This is a genomic window from Pseudomonas sp. LBUM1645, assembly GCF_059716185.1.
The window spans coordinates 4,504,825-4,520,779 of the sequence record NZ_CP166811.1; the positions used below are offsets into that span (position 1 = coordinate 4,504,825).

14 protein-coding genes are annotated in these 15,955 nt (G+C 59.6%); 2 read left to right on the forward strand and 12 right to left on the reverse strand.

Annotation, left to right across the window (positions count from 1 at the left end; all coding sequences use genetic code 11):
- The first annotated feature begins 134 nt into the window (after positions 1-134).
- Together ACA079_RS20260 and ACA079_RS20265 are read left to right on the forward strand one after the other, a co-directional pair.
- Complete coding sequence (locus ACA079_RS20260) at positions 135-365, forward strand: hypothetical protein (protein ID WP_145317060.1); 231 nt, start codon at positions 135-137, stop codon at positions 363-365.
- 131 nt (positions 366-496) lie between these two features.
- Positions 497-736 carry a DUF2789 domain-containing protein gene (locus tag ACA079_RS20265; protein WP_033057641.1) on the forward strand — a complete coding sequence of 80 codons (240 nt, stop codon included), beginning with the start codon at positions 497-499 and terminating at the stop codon, positions 734-736.
- Here the strand turns inward: ACA079_RS20265 and ACA079_RS20270 are convergent.
- The 12 genes from ACA079_RS20270 to ACA079_RS20325 form a co-directional block, all read right to left on the reverse strand.
- Complete coding sequence (locus ACA079_RS20270) at positions 733-948, reverse strand: hypothetical protein (RefSeq protein WP_046048115.1); 216 nt, start codon at positions 946-948, stop codon at positions 733-735. The genes ACA079_RS20265 and ACA079_RS20270 overlap by 4 nt on opposite strands.
- 895 nt (positions 949-1,843) lie before the next feature.
- Positions 1,844-3,448 (reverse strand): methyl-accepting chemotaxis protein, encoded by a 1,605-nt coding sequence (locus tag ACA079_RS20275; RefSeq protein ID WP_497700678.1) that lies wholly within the window; start codon positions 3,446-3,448, stop codon positions 1,844-1,846.
- Positions 3,449-3,649: 201 nt separating this feature from the next.
- A complete protein-coding gene (locus ACA079_RS20280; protein ID WP_007907888.1) occupies positions 3,650-4,054 on the reverse strand; it encodes a TraR/DksA family transcriptional regulator in 405 nt (134 codons plus the stop codon).
- A 328-nt stretch (positions 4,055-4,382) separates the two neighbouring features.
- Positions 4,383-5,405: an ABC transporter permease gene (locus ACA079_RS20285; protein ID WP_008153855.1), complete on the reverse strand. Its 1,023-nt coding sequence runs from the start codon at positions 5,403-5,405 to the stop codon at positions 4,383-4,385.
- Positions 5,406-5,597: 192 nt separating this feature from the next.
- Positions 5,598-7,163 (reverse strand): sugar ABC transporter ATP-binding protein, encoded by a 1,566-nt coding sequence (locus tag ACA079_RS20290; RefSeq protein WP_497700679.1) that lies wholly within the window; start codon positions 7,161-7,163, stop codon positions 5,598-5,600.
- A gap of 70 nt (positions 7,164-7,233) precedes the next feature.
- Positions 7,234-8,160 carry a sugar ABC transporter substrate-binding protein gene (locus tag ACA079_RS20295; protein ID WP_497700680.1) on the reverse strand — a complete coding sequence of 309 codons (927 nt, stop codon included), beginning with the start codon at positions 8,158-8,160 and terminating at the stop codon, positions 7,234-7,236.
- 156 nt (positions 8,161-8,316) lie between these two features.
- Positions 8,317-9,369, reverse strand: a complete 1,053-nt coding sequence (locus ACA079_RS20300; protein WP_497700681.1) for a Gfo/Idh/MocA family protein — start codon at positions 9,367-9,369, stop codon at positions 8,317-8,319.
- A gap of 133 nt (positions 9,370-9,502) precedes the next feature.
- Positions 9,503-10,363: a sugar phosphate isomerase/epimerase family protein gene (locus ACA079_RS20305; protein ID WP_129443399.1), complete on the reverse strand. Its 861-nt coding sequence runs from the start codon at positions 10,361-10,363 to the stop codon at positions 9,503-9,505.
- Positions 10,364-10,490: 127 nt separating this feature from the next.
- Entirely contained in the window at positions 10,491-11,501 is a 1,011-nt protein-coding gene (iolG, locus tag ACA079_RS20310; protein WP_497700682.1) for a bifunctional inositol 2-dehydrogenase/D-chiro-inositol 1-dehydrogenase, read from the reverse strand.
- 41 nt (positions 11,502-11,542) lie between these two features.
- Positions 11,543-13,474, reverse strand: coding sequence for a 3D-(3,5/4)-trihydroxycyclohexane-1,2-dione acylhydrolase (decyclizing) (iolD, locus tag ACA079_RS20315; RefSeq protein WP_497700683.1), 1,932 nt, complete (start codon positions 13,472-13,474; stop codon positions 11,543-11,545).
- A gap of 128 nt (positions 13,475-13,602) precedes the next feature.
- Positions 13,603-14,424, reverse strand: coding sequence for a TIM barrel protein (locus ACA079_RS20320; RefSeq protein WP_497700684.1), 822 nt, complete (start codon positions 14,422-14,424; stop codon positions 13,603-13,605).
- A 25-nt stretch (positions 14,425-14,449) separates the two neighbouring features.
- Positions 14,450-15,949, reverse strand: coding sequence for a CoA-acylating methylmalonate-semialdehyde dehydrogenase (locus ACA079_RS20325; protein WP_497700685.1), 1,500 nt, complete (start codon positions 15,947-15,949; stop codon positions 14,450-14,452).
- Between the last annotated feature and the right edge of the window lie 6 nt (positions 15,950-15,955).

The following is a 15,955-nucleotide window of genomic DNA, read 5'->3' on the forward strand; positions in this document are numbered from 1 at the left end:
TAGACGCTTCGTCATGCCGGCGACTTAACTCAGCCGCCGGCATGCAACTACTGCCATACTGCCCGACCAATGAAACCCGTCCCCAGGGTGGGCGGCGTTCAAAACAACAGAATATTTCAAGGGAAGGCTGCTACGTGACGGAATTTGATATCGGTGAATTTTTTATCCGGGGCGAAGCCAGAGAAGTCGAAGGCGAATTCCAGGCAGTCATTATCATGCGTGCCAAACCACCGCTGACCACCGTGACCTATCACCAGGTCGAGAAGGATCGCTGGTTCAAGACGTCAGACGTCGCCGCCGTTGCCGCGCAGGAAGCCGCCAAGGCGCTGAAGCTTGCGGTCGATGAAGGTGCATTGAAAGCCTGATAGTCGGTTTGCAGTCTATGCTCACTTCTGCATTTGAACATCGCCATCGAACTCCTGAAGCGCGGCTCTCTCAGATGTATTGAAGCCGCCCCTCAGATCTCGCACTCGACGCGACCCGCAAGGAGATGAACATGGATTCACCGACACATGACTTGAAAGGTTTGTTCGACCAACTCGGTCTGGACTCCAGCGAGAAGGCCATCGACGATTTCATTGCCAGCCATTCACCCCTGGCCGACGACAAGAAACTCATTGATGCCGAGTTCTGGACCCCGCAGCAAGCAGGCTTCCTGAAAGAACAATTGCGTGAAGACGCGGATTGGGCACGGGTGGTCGACGACCTGAACCTGCGCATGCATCAGATCCACTAGCCTCTGATTCCATGCAGGCTGTCGGGTGTTTCGGCGTTCAGTTGCGCCAACCAGGCAGCCCTGCACTCCTGCGCCTCTTCGCGACTTGAGAATGCCGTTCCGCGACGCTCGCCATTCAGCAGCACCACCCAACAAACGCTCTTCCCCAGCGAACGCAAACTGGCAGGCACACCGCTGCCTATCATGACTGCGACATCGACTTTGCTTTGCATGCTGACCTCTCGAATTTCATTAGCAACCTAACTATGTAGGCATGGTAATGAGTTCATCGGCGAGGAAACAGCAACGGCGCTGCACAGATTAATTGCCAGAATCGCAACAATGCCGCGACGTTGTTCACTTACGTGTGTATGTGGTTTTGCCGTGATAGTTGCGGCGGCTGGGTACATATCCGTTTTTGCGGTAGTGGCGGCTATCGGTTTCGCTTTTACAGCGAGTCACTTTCGAAAAGCGCGAAAGTAACCAAAGCGCTTCTGCCCCTGTCGTTCGGTGCCTCGCTTAGGCTCGGCATACCCTCGCTCCGGTCCTGCTCCGTGGGCCCGCCGCCATCGGCCATCCATGGCCGGGGGCGGCTAACCCGGCATCCATGCCGGGTTGCCCACTGCGCAGAACCTCCACTCGGCCTCTCGAGGCGGCGGTGCATCAAGATCAAAAGCGGCAGGCGAGCTAACGCTCGGCCTGTTGAGTGGTGAGGAGCGTGCGTACACCCCCGCCCCCTGTAGGAGCTGTCGAGTGAAACGAGGCTGCGATCTTTTGATCTGGCTGTGGCTGTGGCTGTGGCTGTGGCTTTTGATTTTGATCTGTTGCCCCTTTCCCAGAGGCCGAACGCAGGCGTTGCGCAGGGGGCACCGCGGCAAGGATGCCGCGGTAGCCGCCCCCGGCCATGGATGGCCGATGGCGGCGGGCCCCCGGAGCAATGCCGGAGTGAGGGCATGCCGAGCCTAGGCGAGGCACCGAATGGAGGGGCAAAGCCTTTTGCTTACTTTTCGGCGTTTGGAAAAGTGAGTCGCTGTAAGAGCGAAACCGTAATCAGCCGTTACCGAAGAAACGGATATGTCCCCAATCCAGCCCCAACCCCAACCCCCGTTAACAACAACGCCAAACAACTCAACGAGGATTCTCGGGTTTATAGCCCAATCGCAAACCACCCCAATGCCGGCCCTTGAGCATGATCGGCACCGAAAGGTCGTGCATCAGCTCACCGGTGTCGCGGGTGTAGGTTTGCAGCAGTACCGCCTGCTGGTGACTGCCGCAGCGGATCCCGGTGCGGTCGGCAAATTTGCGTTTGGTGCGGTTCTGCAAGGTATCGACCTGCGCATCACCGGTCAGTGGTTGGCTGAAGACCTTGTTGTGGGTCGGCACATAGCCCTGCTGCGTGCAGGCGATGGCGAACACCAGGCCTTCATGGCGCGGCAACAAGGGTTCCTGGATCGCCGGCAAGACCTGATCGGCGTAGCGATCGAAACGGGTCTGGAACTTGGCCGGGCTGGTGTTGGGAATGGTTTGGTAATTGCGGTCAAACAGGTCATCGAGGCTCACGCGGCCCTCGTCGATATCCGCTTCAAAGCGCGCCGCGATCTGACTTGCGCCTTCGCGGGCCAAGTCATAAATCCGCTGGTGGTAGTCATCCAGTCCGACTTCGGCGAGGCGTTCGCTGATGGTTTCGGCCTGACCTTCCATTTGCACGGCGGCCTGGGCCAGGCGCTGGGTCTGTTGGTCGCTGATCGCCAGGTCGCTGCGCATCTGTTCGATGGCGTGAAACAGGCTATCGAGTTGTTCGCGGTTGGTGTCGGCGCCCCTGGCGATTTCCCCGACCTGGCTTTCGACGCCGGCAGCCAGACGTGCAATGTTCTCCAGGTGCTGACCGGTGTGCTCGACCTGCTCGACACCGGTGTCGAGGTCGCTGGACAGTTGACGGATCTGCTCCACCACTTGCGCGGTGCGTTGCTGAATATCAGCAACCATTTCCCCGACTTCGCCAGTGGCCGTTGCCGTGCGCGCGGCCAGACCGCGAACCTCATCGGCCACCACCGCAAATCCGCGACCATGCTCGCCGGCCCGCGCCGCCTCGATAGCCGCGTTCAAGGCCAGCAGATTGGTCTGGCTGGCGATGGACTGGATCACCAGGGTGACCCGTTGGATATCATCACTGCGCAGGCTCAGGGCCTCGATCAGTTCACGGCTGTTGCTGGCGCGCTGACTGAGTTGATGCATACGGGCGATGGACTCGATCAGCTCCGTACGCCCTGCCGCGCTGCTCCGATGAGCCTCGCTGGCCGCACTGAGGGCTTCCCGACTGAGTGTCGAGGTGGCTTGTTCGGTCGCGATCATCACTTCGGCGTTGCTGACAATCTGAGCCGCGGCACCGAGCTGCGATTGCAGTTTGTCGGCCAGTTGCTTGACCGAAAAGGCCACACCGGCGGCAGACAACGCGTTATGACTGGTGGTGTAGGAAAGATCGCGAGTCAACTCGGCAATCGCGCTGGCGCTGTCGACGGGGGTTGCTTCAGGGGTGGCGCGCGAGCGCAAGCGCGGTAGCCAGATCACCAGCACCGCCAATGGCAAGCCAAGGTAAAGCGACCAGCCGCCCAGCGTCATGCCGCACAACAAGAGCATCAGGGCGATGCTTTGCAGAGTTGGCGTCAGCCAAAGGTTTTTCGGCAAAAGCACGGGTGCAGACACTGCTGCAACCACAGATCCGTCACGCGTCATCTTCGTCACCCCACGAATAATTCTAATTGTTGTATCGGCATTAAACGCCACTACAAGGCCATTATCTATGGTCCATTAGTAGTGGGCCTTGCAGCAGATCAATAGAAGTGCGCGGGTTTTTCGCAGACGAAAAAAAGCATCGCGGGCAAGCCTTGCTCCTGACAGGAGTGAGGCTTGCCCGCGATGCGGGGCGTTACGGAATCAGGCCTGACGCTGGTGCTTGTCGATCTGTTCGTGACGCTCTTGAGCTTCGATGCAGTACTTGGTGGTCGGGCTGATCAGCAGGCGCTTCAGGCCAATGGCCTCGCCGCTGTCGTCGCACCAGCCAAAGCTGTCTTCCTTGATGCGTTCCAGAGCCTGTTCCAACTGAGGCAGCATACGTTGGTCGCGATCGATCGCGTTCACCAGCCAGGTGCGCTCTTCTTCAACAGAAGCAGCGTCGGCCGGATCGGCCGGGGTGTCCAGGCTTTCGATGGCGATGCGATTCTGTTCGATGCGCTCATGGGTTTCGACTTTCATGTTCTGCAACAGCTCAGAGAAAAAAGCATGTTGCTCGGCATTCATGTAGTCATCCGCCGGCATGGCCAGCAACTTGTCCTTTGTCATTGATATCTCTATAAAAAAACGTGCATTAAGGCGAATTAGGGAGCGTTCCGGCGGACCTGGGTCGGCCATTGGAACGGCGCCGTTTAATTCCAAGCGCCACCCGGCACTCAATTTACGAGGGGCGGCAGTCTAAGGCCGACTTGAGGCCTCAGCAACTGAAAAGACAGCGAATTTGTCCGACAAAGCCCTGAAAGTGCTCTACGGCGGTCTTTGCGATGGTTATCGGAGTGCGTTTATAGCAAGAAATTCAATCGAGCGGCTGTATATAGAAGACAAACGGCTGCGCCACGCGGGTCAGGCGTGGCGCATTGGCTGCTTTATCTGAGACTCAGCGCTTGAGTTTGCGCTTGTTGCGGTACTGATCGATGACTACTGCCACCACGATGATCAGGCCTTTGATGATGTCCTGAATGTAAGCATCGACGCCGACAAAGGTGAAACCGCTGGCCATGACCCCGAGGATCAGAGCGCCGATCACCGTGCCGGTGATGCGCCCTACTCCGCCGGCCAGGCTGGTGCCGCCGATCACTGCTGCGGCAATCGCGTCCAGCTCATAAGACATGCCCATCCCGGCTTGCCCGGTCGCGGCCCGTGCCGACGCCACCACACCCGCCAGGCCTGCCAGCAACCCGGCGATGCTGTAGACGATCACCAGATGCCGCTTGACGTTGATCCCCGAGGTACGCGCCGCCTGCATGTTGCCGCCGATGGCGTAGGTGTACTTGCCGTACTTGGTGTACCGCAGGGCGATATGAAAGATCACCGCGACCACCAGGAAAATGATCACCGGCATCGCGCCGTGTCCGATAGCCGTGTAGGAATCCGAGAGCATGCTCACCGGTTGGCCTTCGGTGTAGTAACGCGCGAGGCCACGGGCCGAGACCATCATGCCGAGGGTGGCAATGAACGGCGGGATACCGGTAATGGCAATGATGCTGCCGTTGATCGCCCCCGCCAGCAGTCCCACCCCGAGCCCGGCAATCACCGGAATCCACACCGGCAAGTCAGTGAGCGACGGGAACACCGCCCGAGCGAAGTCCGACGTCTGGGCCAGACTGGCAGCGATCATCGCCGACAGCGCCAGCACCGAGCCGGACGACAGGTCGATACCCGTGGTGATGATGACCTGGGTCACGCCGATCGCCAGCAGGCCGATAATCGACACCTGCAGAATCATCAGCACCAGACGCTGGGAGTTCATCAGGAAGCTCTGGTCGCGCACGATCCAGCCAAACACTTCAAAGACCAGGCCGATGCCAATCAGCACCAGGAAAATACTCAACTCGGTCGGAAAGCGCCGGCGACTCTTGACCGGTGCCGTTGCTGGCTTGTTTTCCAGTATCGCGTTCATAAACACTCACCCTTCTAAAAAATCCGGCATCGAATACATACCCTGTGGCCAGTGATTGCCTGTGGCGAGGGAGCTTGCTCCCGCTGGACTGCGCAGCAGTCCCATTCTTTTGGGGCCGCTTCGCGACCCAGCGGGAGCAAGCTCCCTCGCCACAAGCAAGCTCCCTCGCCACAGAACTGCGTTCTCTCTTGCTTAGTGAACCGCGGACATGCCCGAGGCCAATTGCATCACTCGTTCCTGGGTCGCTTCGCTGCGGTCGAGGGTGCCCATCAGGTCGCCCTCGTGCATGACCATCACCCGGTCGCTCATGCCGAGCACTTCCGGCAGTTCCGAGGAAATCATGATCACCGCCATGCCTTCGCTGGCGAGGTAGGAAATGAGCCGGTAGATCTCGGCCTTGGCGCCGACGTCGATACCGCGGGTCGGCTCGTCGAGAATCAGGATCCGTGGATTGGTCATCAGCCAGCGAGCCAACAAAGCCTTCTGTTGATTACCGCCGGACAAGGTGTCGATGCACTGCTCCAGCGACGGGGTTTTGACCCGCAGCTTCTTGCACATGTCTTCGCACAAGGCGCGCAGGGCTTTTTGCTGGATGAAACCGTGGCCGGCGTAATGCGGCAACACCGCCATTTCCATGTTCTCCAGCACCGACAGGCACGGGAACAGGCCGCTGAGCTTGCGATCCTCGGTCAGTAACGCGAAGCCCTTCTCGATCGCCATGTGCGGATCGCTGATGCGCACCACTTCGCCGTCGAGACGAATCTCGCCACCGTCGCTCGGGGTGATGCCGAAAATCGCTTCGGCAACGTTGGTCCGTCCCGAGCCCATCAACCCGGCGATGCCGAGGATTTCGCCGGCGTGCAGGTCGAAGGAAACATCCTTGAAAATGCCCTCCAGTTTAAGGTCGCGTACCGACAGCAGCAGATCGCCGATCGGCTTTTCACGCTCCGGGAACAACTGGCTCAGCTCGCGGCCGACCATCATCGAAATCAGGCTGTCGCCGTCCATGCTGTCAGCCCGCTGCAGGCCGATGTAGGCGCCGTCACGGAACACCGCCACTTCATCGGCGATGCTGAACACTTCGTTCATCTTGTGGGTGATGTAGATGATGCCTTTGCCCTGGCTCTTGAGGTCGGCAATGATCGAGAACAGATGCGCGACTTCCTTGTCGGTGATGGCCGAGGTCGGTTCATCCATGATCAGGATGTCGGAATCGTAGGACACGGCTTTGGCGATCTCGACCATCTGCCGTTCGGCGATGCTCAGGTTGCCGACCTGCTCTTCCGGATCGAGGTTGATCCGCAGGCGTTCCAGCAGTTTCGCCGTGCAGCGGTGCATTTCACGGTGGTCGATCATGTGGAAACCGTTGAGCTGCTCACGGCCGATCCAGATGTTCTCGGCGATGCTCATGTGCGGCATCAGGTTGAGTTCCTGGTGGATCATCGCGATCCCGGCCTGGAGCGCGGCCAATGGCGTTTCGAAAACCACCGGTTTGCCTCTCAGGCGAAGTTCACCGGCGTCCGGCTGATAGATGCCGGCAATGATTTTCATCAGGGTGGATTTGCCCGCGCCGTTTTCGCCCATCAGGGCGAGCACCGAACCGGGGCGTACCCGAAGCTGCACATCGGACAAGGCCACCACACCGGGAAATCCCTTGCTGACGTTGATGATCTCCAGCAGGTACGGCTCATCGACAGGTGTTGCAGCTGGCTGGATACCCACCAACGGGGTGCTCGAAGCAGTCGCTGAAGCGAACATGATCAGGTACTCCATCAGCAAGGTCGCGGTCGCAACCTTGCGTGTTTATTGTTGTTATTGAACGGATGGGCTATTTGAACGTGTCGACGTTTTGCGGGGTGATCAAGCGGTATGGCACCCACACGGCCTGTTCAACCGGCTCGTTCTTGGCCATTTTCACGGCGGTGTCGATCGAACCGTCGGCCTGACCCTTGGCGTCCTGAAATACTGAGACCGCCATGCTGCCTTTCTTAATCGCGTTCAACCCGTCGGGCGTGCCGTCGACACCGGCGATCAAAACGCTGCCTTTGTCGACACCGGCCTGACTCAGGGCCATGGCGGCACCAATGGCCATTTCGTCGTTGTTGGCCACGACCGCATCGAACTTGCGGCCCTGGGTCAGCCAGTCGTTGACCAGGGTCATGCCCTTGTCCCGCGACCAGATGCCGGTCTGCTCTTGTTCGATCTTGATGTTCGGGTATTTGGCCAGAACGTCTTTGACGCCCTTGGTGCGGTTGGTGGTGGAGTTGTTCGCGAGGTCGCCCAGCAGAATCACGATGTCACCCTTGCCGCCCATTTTGTCAGCCAGGTACTGCATCTGCATTTCACCGGCCTCCAGATCGTTGGAGGCGACAGTGACCACGCCTTTGGGCAGCTTCAGGTCATCGGGGCGGCGGTTGACGTAGACCAGCGGGATGCCGGCCTTGACGGCGGCTTCAGTGATTTTCCGGGTGGCGGCGGTATCCACCGGGTTGACCACGATGGCATCGACCTTCTGGCTGATGAAGCTTTCGACCTGGCTCAACTGCTTGACCACGTCGCTGCGGGCGTCTTCGAATTGCAGCTGCACGCCCTCGGGATAGGACTTGGCTTTCTTGTCCATGGATTCGCGCAGGTAGGTCAGCCAGGTGTCATCGAATTGGGACATGCTGACGCCGATCTTCATATCGGCGAGCGCCGCGCCACTGGCAAACATCAGGGACAAGGCAAGTGAGGCGAAGCGGATCTTGGTCTTCATGAAAAGTCTTTCTCCACATTCTTGTTGGTTTTATGGATGAGGCGTGACGATTTCAGTAAGCAGGCAAGCAGGAAAAGGGTTGAAACAGGTTGCGAGGCAGGTCGCTGAAAATGACTTTATTAGAAAATAATTTCTATATCAACTCATTTTAGAATTTTATTCTGATTTTATTCCATGGCTTTCAAACTGGCTCAATTCCACCACTTGATGCCGCTCGGCGCTCAGTCGCGCAGCGTCTAGCACGCGGGTGGTCGCCAGTGCATCACGGGCGTCCACAGGCAGCGGGCCACCGCTCTGCAATGCGGCTTGGAGCTGTAAATAGAACTGATTCCAGCAACCGCGCTCGGAGGGAACCCGCTCGCGCACCTCACCCTGTTCGAACCAGCCCCAGCGGCGATGCTCTTCAACGCCCCAGCGCTCACCTTCGGATTTTGGCGAGAGCCCCGCGAGCGCCGAGGCTTCTTGCCCGTCCAGGCCATCAACGCTGTAACAACCTTGGGTGCCGGTCACCCGAAAGCGCGGGCCGGGGGTGTTTTGCAGGCAGCTGCCGCCCAGGTGTGAGGCCACGCCACTGGCATGGGTCAGGGACATAAAGAAGCCGTTATCGAAGACCTGGCCTTTTTCCAGGTAATCCAGTTCGGCGTAGACCCGTGTCACCGGGCCGAACAACAGCAACGCCTGATCCACCAGATGGCTACCCAAGTCGCGAAGGAAGCCACCGCCACTGCCGTTGTTCACCGCCTGCGGTGAGTAACGCTCGATCCGCGATTCGAAACGGGTGACCTGGCCCAGCGCACCGGATTCGATGAGTTTGCGCACGGTCAGGAAGTCCGAATCCCAGCGACGGTTCTGGTAGACGCTGAGCTGCACGCCCTGGCGCTCGGCCATGGTGATCAGGGTTTGCGCTTGCTGCGCATCAGCGGCAAACGGTTTGTCGCTGACCACCGCCACACCGTGTTCGATGCCATCGAGCACCAGTGCCGGACGACCCTTGAGCGGCGTGGACACCACCAGCACATCGATCCCGGCCTCCACCAGTTGGCCGATGCTGTCGAACGCTGGCACCCCTGGGTGCTCGGCCGCCAGCAATTGTCGGCGCTCCGGCGAACGGGTGACCACACCCACAAACTTCGCCGCCGGCAAACTGCTGATCAGCGGAGCATGGAAAAACCGGCCGCCATGGCCGTAACCGACAAGTCCGATACGCATGAGATTCTCCTTATAGAACGCGGCCCCTGTGGGAGCGAGCTTGCTCGCGATGGCGGAGTGTCAGCCGACAGAGATGTCGAATGTGCTGACGCTATCGCGAGCAAGCTCGCTCCCACAGGGTTTTGTGTAGGTCTTAGCGACAGAGTTCGCTTTTGACTCGTTCAAGCATCATCCGGTTGGATTCATCCGGCCGGTCTTCCCAGGCAAATACCGAGACTGTGGCGATGCCGTCGAACTGGATCTCGCGCAGGGTACCGAAAAACGCGTCCCAATCGACTTCACCCTGACCGATGTCCAGATGCTGATGCACGGTGGCAACGACACCCGGCGGGTTGACGATGTAGCGCAACCCGGAAGAAGCCTTGTGGTTGTAAGTGTCGGCGATGATCAGGTGGCTCAGCTTTGAGCCAGCGTACTTGAGCATCGAGGCAATATCGCCTTTGCCGTCGTCATAGAAGAAGGTGTGCGGCGCTGCGTAGAGGTAGTTGATCCACTCGCGATCCAGACCGCGAATGATGTCCACCGACTCGTTGTTGCGCTCGCAGAAGTCGTAAGGGTGGGCCTGGATATCAAGCTTGATACCTTCGCGTTCGAACTCCGGGATCAGCTCGTCCATGGAGCGCATGAACTGGTTCTCGCACACCAGCGGGTTGTCTGACTGGCCGGTGAACTCGGTGTTGACCAGCTCGCAGTCCATCTCCACGGCAATCTGGATCGCCCGTTTCCAGTTGCGCACGGCGGCAACACGCAGGCCTTCGTCGGCGGCGGCCCAGTGGTACATCGGTAATAAGGAAGAAAGTTTGACCCCGGTATCGCTCAGGGCTTTGCGAAATTCCTTGATCCGCGCCTTGTCGACCCGCGGAGCTTTGTAGAACGGCAGGAAATCTTCCCGAGGCGAGAGTTCGATGTGTTCGTAACCGAGCTCGGCGACCTTATCGACCATCTTGCCCAGGGACAGGGTGCGGTACATGTAGGGGTCTAGTGCGATGCGCATGTTTTTCTCCTTCACCCGAAATCGACACTGCCCCCTGTAGGAGCATGGCTTGCCCGCGATGGCGCCAGTTCTGACACACCGCGTTATCGTTCATCGCGAGCAAGCTTTGCTCCTACAGGGGATCGGGTTAGCCGTAGAAGTGTGGGCGGTCAGGGAGAGTAACTTGAACGATCGCACCGCTGTTCTGTGCTTCGATGCACGCGTCTGCTGCGACGGCAGCGGCGAAGCCATCCCACGCCGAAGGCCCACCGACCTGCCCGGCCCGCACACCATCAATGAATGCCTGCAACTCAACGTCGTACGCCGCGATGAAGCGATCCTTCCAATCCATCAGAATCGCGTTGGACAACTTCGCTCCGCTGCGCAACTGAACCTGCGACGGCTCCGGCAGTTTGGCGATGCCGGTCTCCCCCACCACTTCGCACTGGATGTCGTAGCCGTATTGGCAGTTAACGAACACTTCCACGTCGATGCGCGTGCCCTTGGCGGTTTCCAGCAGCACGATCTGCGGGTCTTTCAAATGTGCGAGGGCCTTGCTGCTCTTGCGCGGGAACACCACTTGCACTGACACGTAATCGTCATCGAGCAACCAGCGCAATACATCCAGCTCATGGATCAGGGTGTCGGTGATCGCCATGTCGGTCTTGTAGTTTTCACCCACGGTCGGGTTGCGGTGCGCGCAGTGCAACATCAATGGCTCACCAATCTGACCGCTGTCGATCACGGCTTTCAGTGCCCGATAACCTTCATCGTAAGGACGCATGAAACCGACCTGGACCAAGCGTTTGCCGTGGGCCACTTCGGCCTCGACGATTTTGCGGCAGCCTTCAGCGGTGACGGCCAGCGGCTTCTCGCAGAACACCGGTTTACCCGCGGCAATCGCCGCCAGCACGAACTCTTCGTGGCTCGGGCCCCAAGAGGTGACGAGGATCGCTTCGACTTCCGGCGCCTTGATCAGCGCGTGGCCGTCGGGATAAACCTCGGCGGTCAGCTTCAGATCGGAAACCACGTTCGCTGCTTGTTGCAAATTGATGTCGGTGACCGCGACTACCTGGCTGTTAAGCAAGGTCTGGCTGCAACGACGAATGTGATCCTGGCCGATGGCCCCGGTGCCGATGACGCCGATCTTTAAAGACATGTAATGACTCCTGGATTTGTAGTTGTTCGTTCAGGGCAAAATCAGTACTGACGGGCCTTGGCCAGTCGTTCATTCAGGGTCTTGGCCACCGCATCGGTACGCGCGCTGGTGGAGACTTGCGCCACGCCGACCCGCCACCACGACAGGTATTTGTGAATCATGGTTTTGGGCAGGACCTTGATGTCGATCAGCGTCGACACCGTCTGCAATCGCGCATCGGCCAATGCAGCTTGCAGTTCTTCGACCGTGTTCACTTTGTAGGTTTTGCAGCCATAGGCCGCCGCGCTCATGGCGAAATCCACCGGCACGAACCCGCCGTCGAGCTTGCCGGTTTCCGGGTTACGGAAACGGAACTCGGTGCCGAAGCTGTCCATGCCGTGTTCCATCTGCAGATTGTTGATGCAACCGAACGTCATGTTGTCGAGCAACACCACGTTGATCTTGCGTCGCTCCTGAATCGAGGTCGCCAGTTCGGAATGCAGCATCATGTAGGAGCCGTCGCCGACCAGCGCATAGACCTCGCGATCCGGCTCGGCAAGTTTCACACCCAGTGCGGCGTTCACTTCGTAACCCATGCAGGAATAGCCGTACTCGACGTGATAGGTGTTCACCCCCTTGCTACGCCAGCTGCGCTGCAAGTCGCCGGGCAGGCTGCCGGCGGCGGCGACGATCACGGCGTCATCGGCGAGGGTTTCATTGAGCACGCCGAGCACGCGGCTCTGGGTCAGGCAGGAACCGGTCAGCTCGATGAATTCGCGCAGCACCGCCGGGTCCGTGTGGTCGTTGATTTCCGGGATGAAGTCCTGGGTCTGGTATTCGACCTGATAGATACGGTCGACTTCCTCGTCCAGTTGCGCCTTGGCCTGGCGCGGTTGATCACCCCATGCAGAACGGTAATCGCCCAAGGCTTCAGCCAAGGCTTGCAGCCCGACTTTGGCATCCGCCAACAGTTGCACGCCGTCGAGCTTCAGGGCATCGCAGGGACTGATGTTGAGGTTGAGAAATTGCACGTCCGGATGCTGGAACAGGGATTTCGACGCGGTGGTGAAATCGCTGTAGCGGGTGCCGACACCGATGATCAGATCCGCATCCCTGGCCAACAGATTCGCCGCCAGACAGCCAGTTTCGCCAATGCCGCCAACGTTCAGCGGATGACTGGACACCACCGCACTCTTGCCGGCCTGGGTTTCGGCGAAGGGAATATCGAAGCGCTCGGCAAACGCCTGCAAGGCGGCATTGGCGCCGGAGTATCTGACCCCGCCACCGCAAATGATCAGCGGTTTGCGCTTGCCTTTGAACAGCGCCAGCGCATCACCGAGCATCGCTTCAGTTGCTGGACGACGCTCAATGCGGTGCACGCGTTTTTGCAGGAAGTAATCGGGGTAGTCGTAGGCCTCGGCCTGCACGTCTTGCGGCAGGGCCAGGGTCACCGCGCCGGTTTCGGCGGGGTCAGTGAGCACACGCATGGCGTGGATCGCCGCCGTCATCAGTTGCTCGGGACGGTTGATGCGGTCCCAGTATTTGCTCACGGCCTTGAACGCGTCGTTGGTGCTGATGCTCAGGTCGTGGAACTGCTCGATCTGTTGCAGCACCGGGTCCGGCTGGCGGCAGGCATAGACATCGCCGGGCAACAGCAGCAAGGGAATGCGGTTGGCAGTCGCCGTCGCGGCGGCGGTCAGCATGTTCGCCGCACCTGGGCCTACCGATGAGGAGCAGGCGTAGATCTTGCGCCGCAGGTGTTGCTTGGCGAAACCGATGGCGGCGTGGGCCATGCCTTGCTCGTTGCGACCCTGATGGACGATCAGGTCGCCGCTGTCCTGTTCCAGAGCCTGGCCCAGACCCAGCACATTACCGTGGCCGAAAATGGTAAAGATCCCGGCGACGAATTTGCTTTGAACCCCATCGACCTCGATGTACTGGTTATCGAGGAATTTCACCAGGGCCTGGGCCATGGTCAGTCTTGTTGTGGTCATAACCGATCCTTTCAAATACACACCCGATCCCTGTAGGAGCTGCCGAAGGCTGCGATCTTTTGATCTTGATCTTTAAAATCAAAAGATCGCAGCCTCGTTTCACTCGACAGCTCCTACAGGGGGAGGTGTCAGGCCAGGGATTTCTGTAGGTGATCCATGCTCGCGCCGATCGCCTGCTGGATATCCGCGAGGCCATGGACGCTGTCGGCAAACGGTTCGAACGACAGGTAGCCGCTGTAACCGCTGCTGAGCAAGGTGTCGATTTGCGCCGCGTTGCCGAGGATGTCGCCCTCGCCCACCAACACCCGATGCCCGTCACGAATGCTCGCCAGCGGTGCCTCGGCATCCTCGACACCGGAGATGTGCACCAGCCCGGTCAGCTCGGGGAAGAATTCATGTTCGCTGGCCAGGTGATGGTGGAAGGTGTCATGCACCAGACGGAACACATCCAGCCCACCGATGGCCTTGATCGCGTCCACTGCCGTGCGCTTGCGGCGCAGTGAGCATTCTTCGAAACCCAGCGGTTCGATGAAACCGAGAATGCCGTGTTCGCGCAGGATCGGCGCCAGTTCAGTCAACGCCGTTCGCAAACCTGAAGCACGTGCGGCCTCGTTACGCGGATCGGCACGGTCGTTGAGCGGACACATGACCAACCCCTGTGCGCCGCAATCACGGGCATAAGCGGCCAGCTTCAAGGCCTGTGCACGGCGCTCGTCATTCCACACATCAAACGGATACAGCGCGTTGATCGACAGCACGGTAATGCCTTGGGCGGCACACAACTCACGGACGCGCTCGGGTGCGGTGCCGTCTTCGATCTCGACGCCTTTAAGGTCGTTGCGAATTTCGATGGCGTCGGCCTTGAGGGTCACCGCCAACTCGATGAACGCCGGCAGGGACAAACGTGGGGCGACCATACGGTTCAGGGCGAAACGCAGGGGTTTGCTCATTATTGTTGTTCTCCGCACAGGTGAATTAGTTGGCCGTCGGCATGCTGAATTCAGGGCCCTTGGCAATGCTGTCGGGCCAGCGCTGCATCACGCTTTTGTAGCGGCTGTAGAAGCGGATGCCTTCTTCGCCGTAAGCATGGTGATCACCGAACAGCGAGCGCTTCCAGCCGCCGAAAGAGTGCCAGGCCATCGGCACCGGAATCGGCACGTTGATGCCGACCATGCCGACCTTGATGGTGCGGGCGAAGGCTCGGGCGATGCCGCCGTCGCGGGTGAAACAGGACACGCCGTTGCCGAACTCGTGGGCGTTGATCAACGCGACGGCGCTGGCGAAGTCCGGCACCCGAACGATGCCCAGCACCGGACCGAAAATTTCCTGCTGGTAGATGCTCATCTCGGTCGTGACGTTATCGAACAGCGTCGCGCCGACGAAGAAGCCGTTCTCGGCGCCCGGCACCTTGAAGTTACGACCATCGACAATCAGCTGCGCGCCCTGGGCCACGCCTTCATCGATGAAACCTTCGACTTTGGCCTTGTGCTCGGCGGTCACCAACGGCCCCATGTCACTGTCAGCCTTCAGGCCATTGCCGACTTTCAGTTGATCGATACGCGGCAGCAGTTTGGCAATCAACTCGTCGCCGACATCGCCCACCGCCACGGCAATCGAAATCGCCATGCAGCGCTCGCCGGCCGAGCCGTAAGCCGCGCCGATCAAGGCATCCGCCGCTTGATCCAGATCCGCATCGGGCATGACGATCATGTGATTCTTCGCCCCGCCCAGCGCCTGCACGCGCTTACCGCGGGAGGTGGCTTGCTGGTGGATGTATTCGGCAATCGGTGTCGAGCCGACGAAGGAAATCGCCTCGATGTCCGGGTGTTGCAGCAACGCGTCGACGGCGGTCTTGTCACCCTGAACCACGTTGAACACACCGTCCGGCAACCCGGCTTCGCTCAACAGTCGGGCCATCAGCAAACTGGCGGACGGATCGCGCTCGGACGGCTTGAGGATGAAGCAGTTACCGGTGATCAGCGCCAGCGGGATCATCCACAACGGCACCATTACCGGGAAGTTGAACGGCGTGACGCCGGCACACACGCCCAGCGGCTGACGCAGGTTCCAGTTATCAATGCCGCCGCCGATGTTGTCGCTGAACTCGGTTTTCAGCAGGTTGGGCGCACCGCAGGCGTACTCGACGATTTCGATGCCCCGGGTGACTTCGCCCTTGGCGTCCGAAAACACCTTGCCGTGTTCGCGGCTGATGATTTCTGCCAGCTCATCGTGATGTTGGTCGAGCAATTCCTTGAACTTGAACATCACCCGCGAACGGCGCAGGGACGATTGTTCGGACCAGGCCGGAAAGGCTTTCAGGGCCGAGGCGACAGCTTCGTCGACGGTCTTCTGGCTGGCCAGCCCGACGCGCGCCTGAACGCTGCCGGTGGCCGGGTTGAAGACGTTGCTGAACCGTTCGCTGCTGTCTTGCACTTGACCGTGGATGTAATGGCCGATTACCGGGGCGTCGCTCATTGATCG

Bases quoted from the DNA above. Each gene is read 5' to 3' on its own strand.
- iolD (WP_497700683.1), bottom strand. From the start codon at position 13,474: ATGACCACAACAAGACTGACCATGGCCCAGGCCCTGGTGAAATTCCTC.
- ACA079_RS20325 (WP_497700685.1), bottom strand. From the start codon at position 15,949: ATGAGCGACGCCCCGGTAATCGGCCATTACATCCACGGTCAAGTGCAA.
- ACA079_RS20275 (WP_497700678.1), bottom strand. From the start codon at position 3,448: ATGACGCGTGACGGATCTGTGGTTGCAGCAGTGTCTGCACCCGTGCTT.
- ACA079_RS20265 (WP_033057641.1), top strand. From the start codon at position 497: ATGGATTCACCGACACATGACTTGAAAGGTTTGTTCGACCAACTCGGT.
- ACA079_RS20295 (WP_497700680.1), bottom strand. From the start codon at position 8,160: ATGAAGACCAAGATCCGCTTCGCCTCACTTGCCTTGTCCCTGATGTTT.
- ACA079_RS20285 (WP_008153855.1), bottom strand. From the start codon at position 5,405: ATGAACGCGATACTGGAAAACAAGCCAGCAACGGCACCGGTCAAGAGT.
- iolG (WP_497700682.1), bottom strand. From the start codon at position 11,501: ATGTCTTTAAAGATCGGCGTCATCGGCACCGGGGCCATCGGCCAGGAT.
- ACA079_RS20270 (WP_046048115.1), bottom strand. From the start codon at position 948: ATGCAAAGCAAAGTCGATGTCGCAGTCATGATAGGCAGCGGTGTGCCT.
- ACA079_RS20300 (WP_497700681.1), bottom strand. From the start codon at position 9,369: ATGCGTATCGGACTTGTCGGTTACGGCCATGGCGGCCGGTTTTTCCAT.
- ACA079_RS20290 (WP_497700679.1), bottom strand. From the start codon at position 7,163: ATGTTCGCTTCAGCGACTGCTTCGAGCACCCCGTTGGTGGGTATCCAG.
- ACA079_RS20320 (WP_497700684.1), bottom strand. From the start codon at position 14,424: ATGAGCAAACCCCTGCGTTTCGCCCTGAACCGTATGGTCGCCCCACGT.
- ACA079_RS20305 (WP_129443399.1), bottom strand. From the start codon at position 10,363: ATGCGCATCGCACTAGACCCCTACATGTACCGCACCCTGTCCCTGGGC.
- ACA079_RS20280 (WP_007907888.1), bottom strand. From the start codon at position 4,054: ATGACAAAGGACAAGTTGCTGGCCATGCCGGCGGATGACTACATGAAT.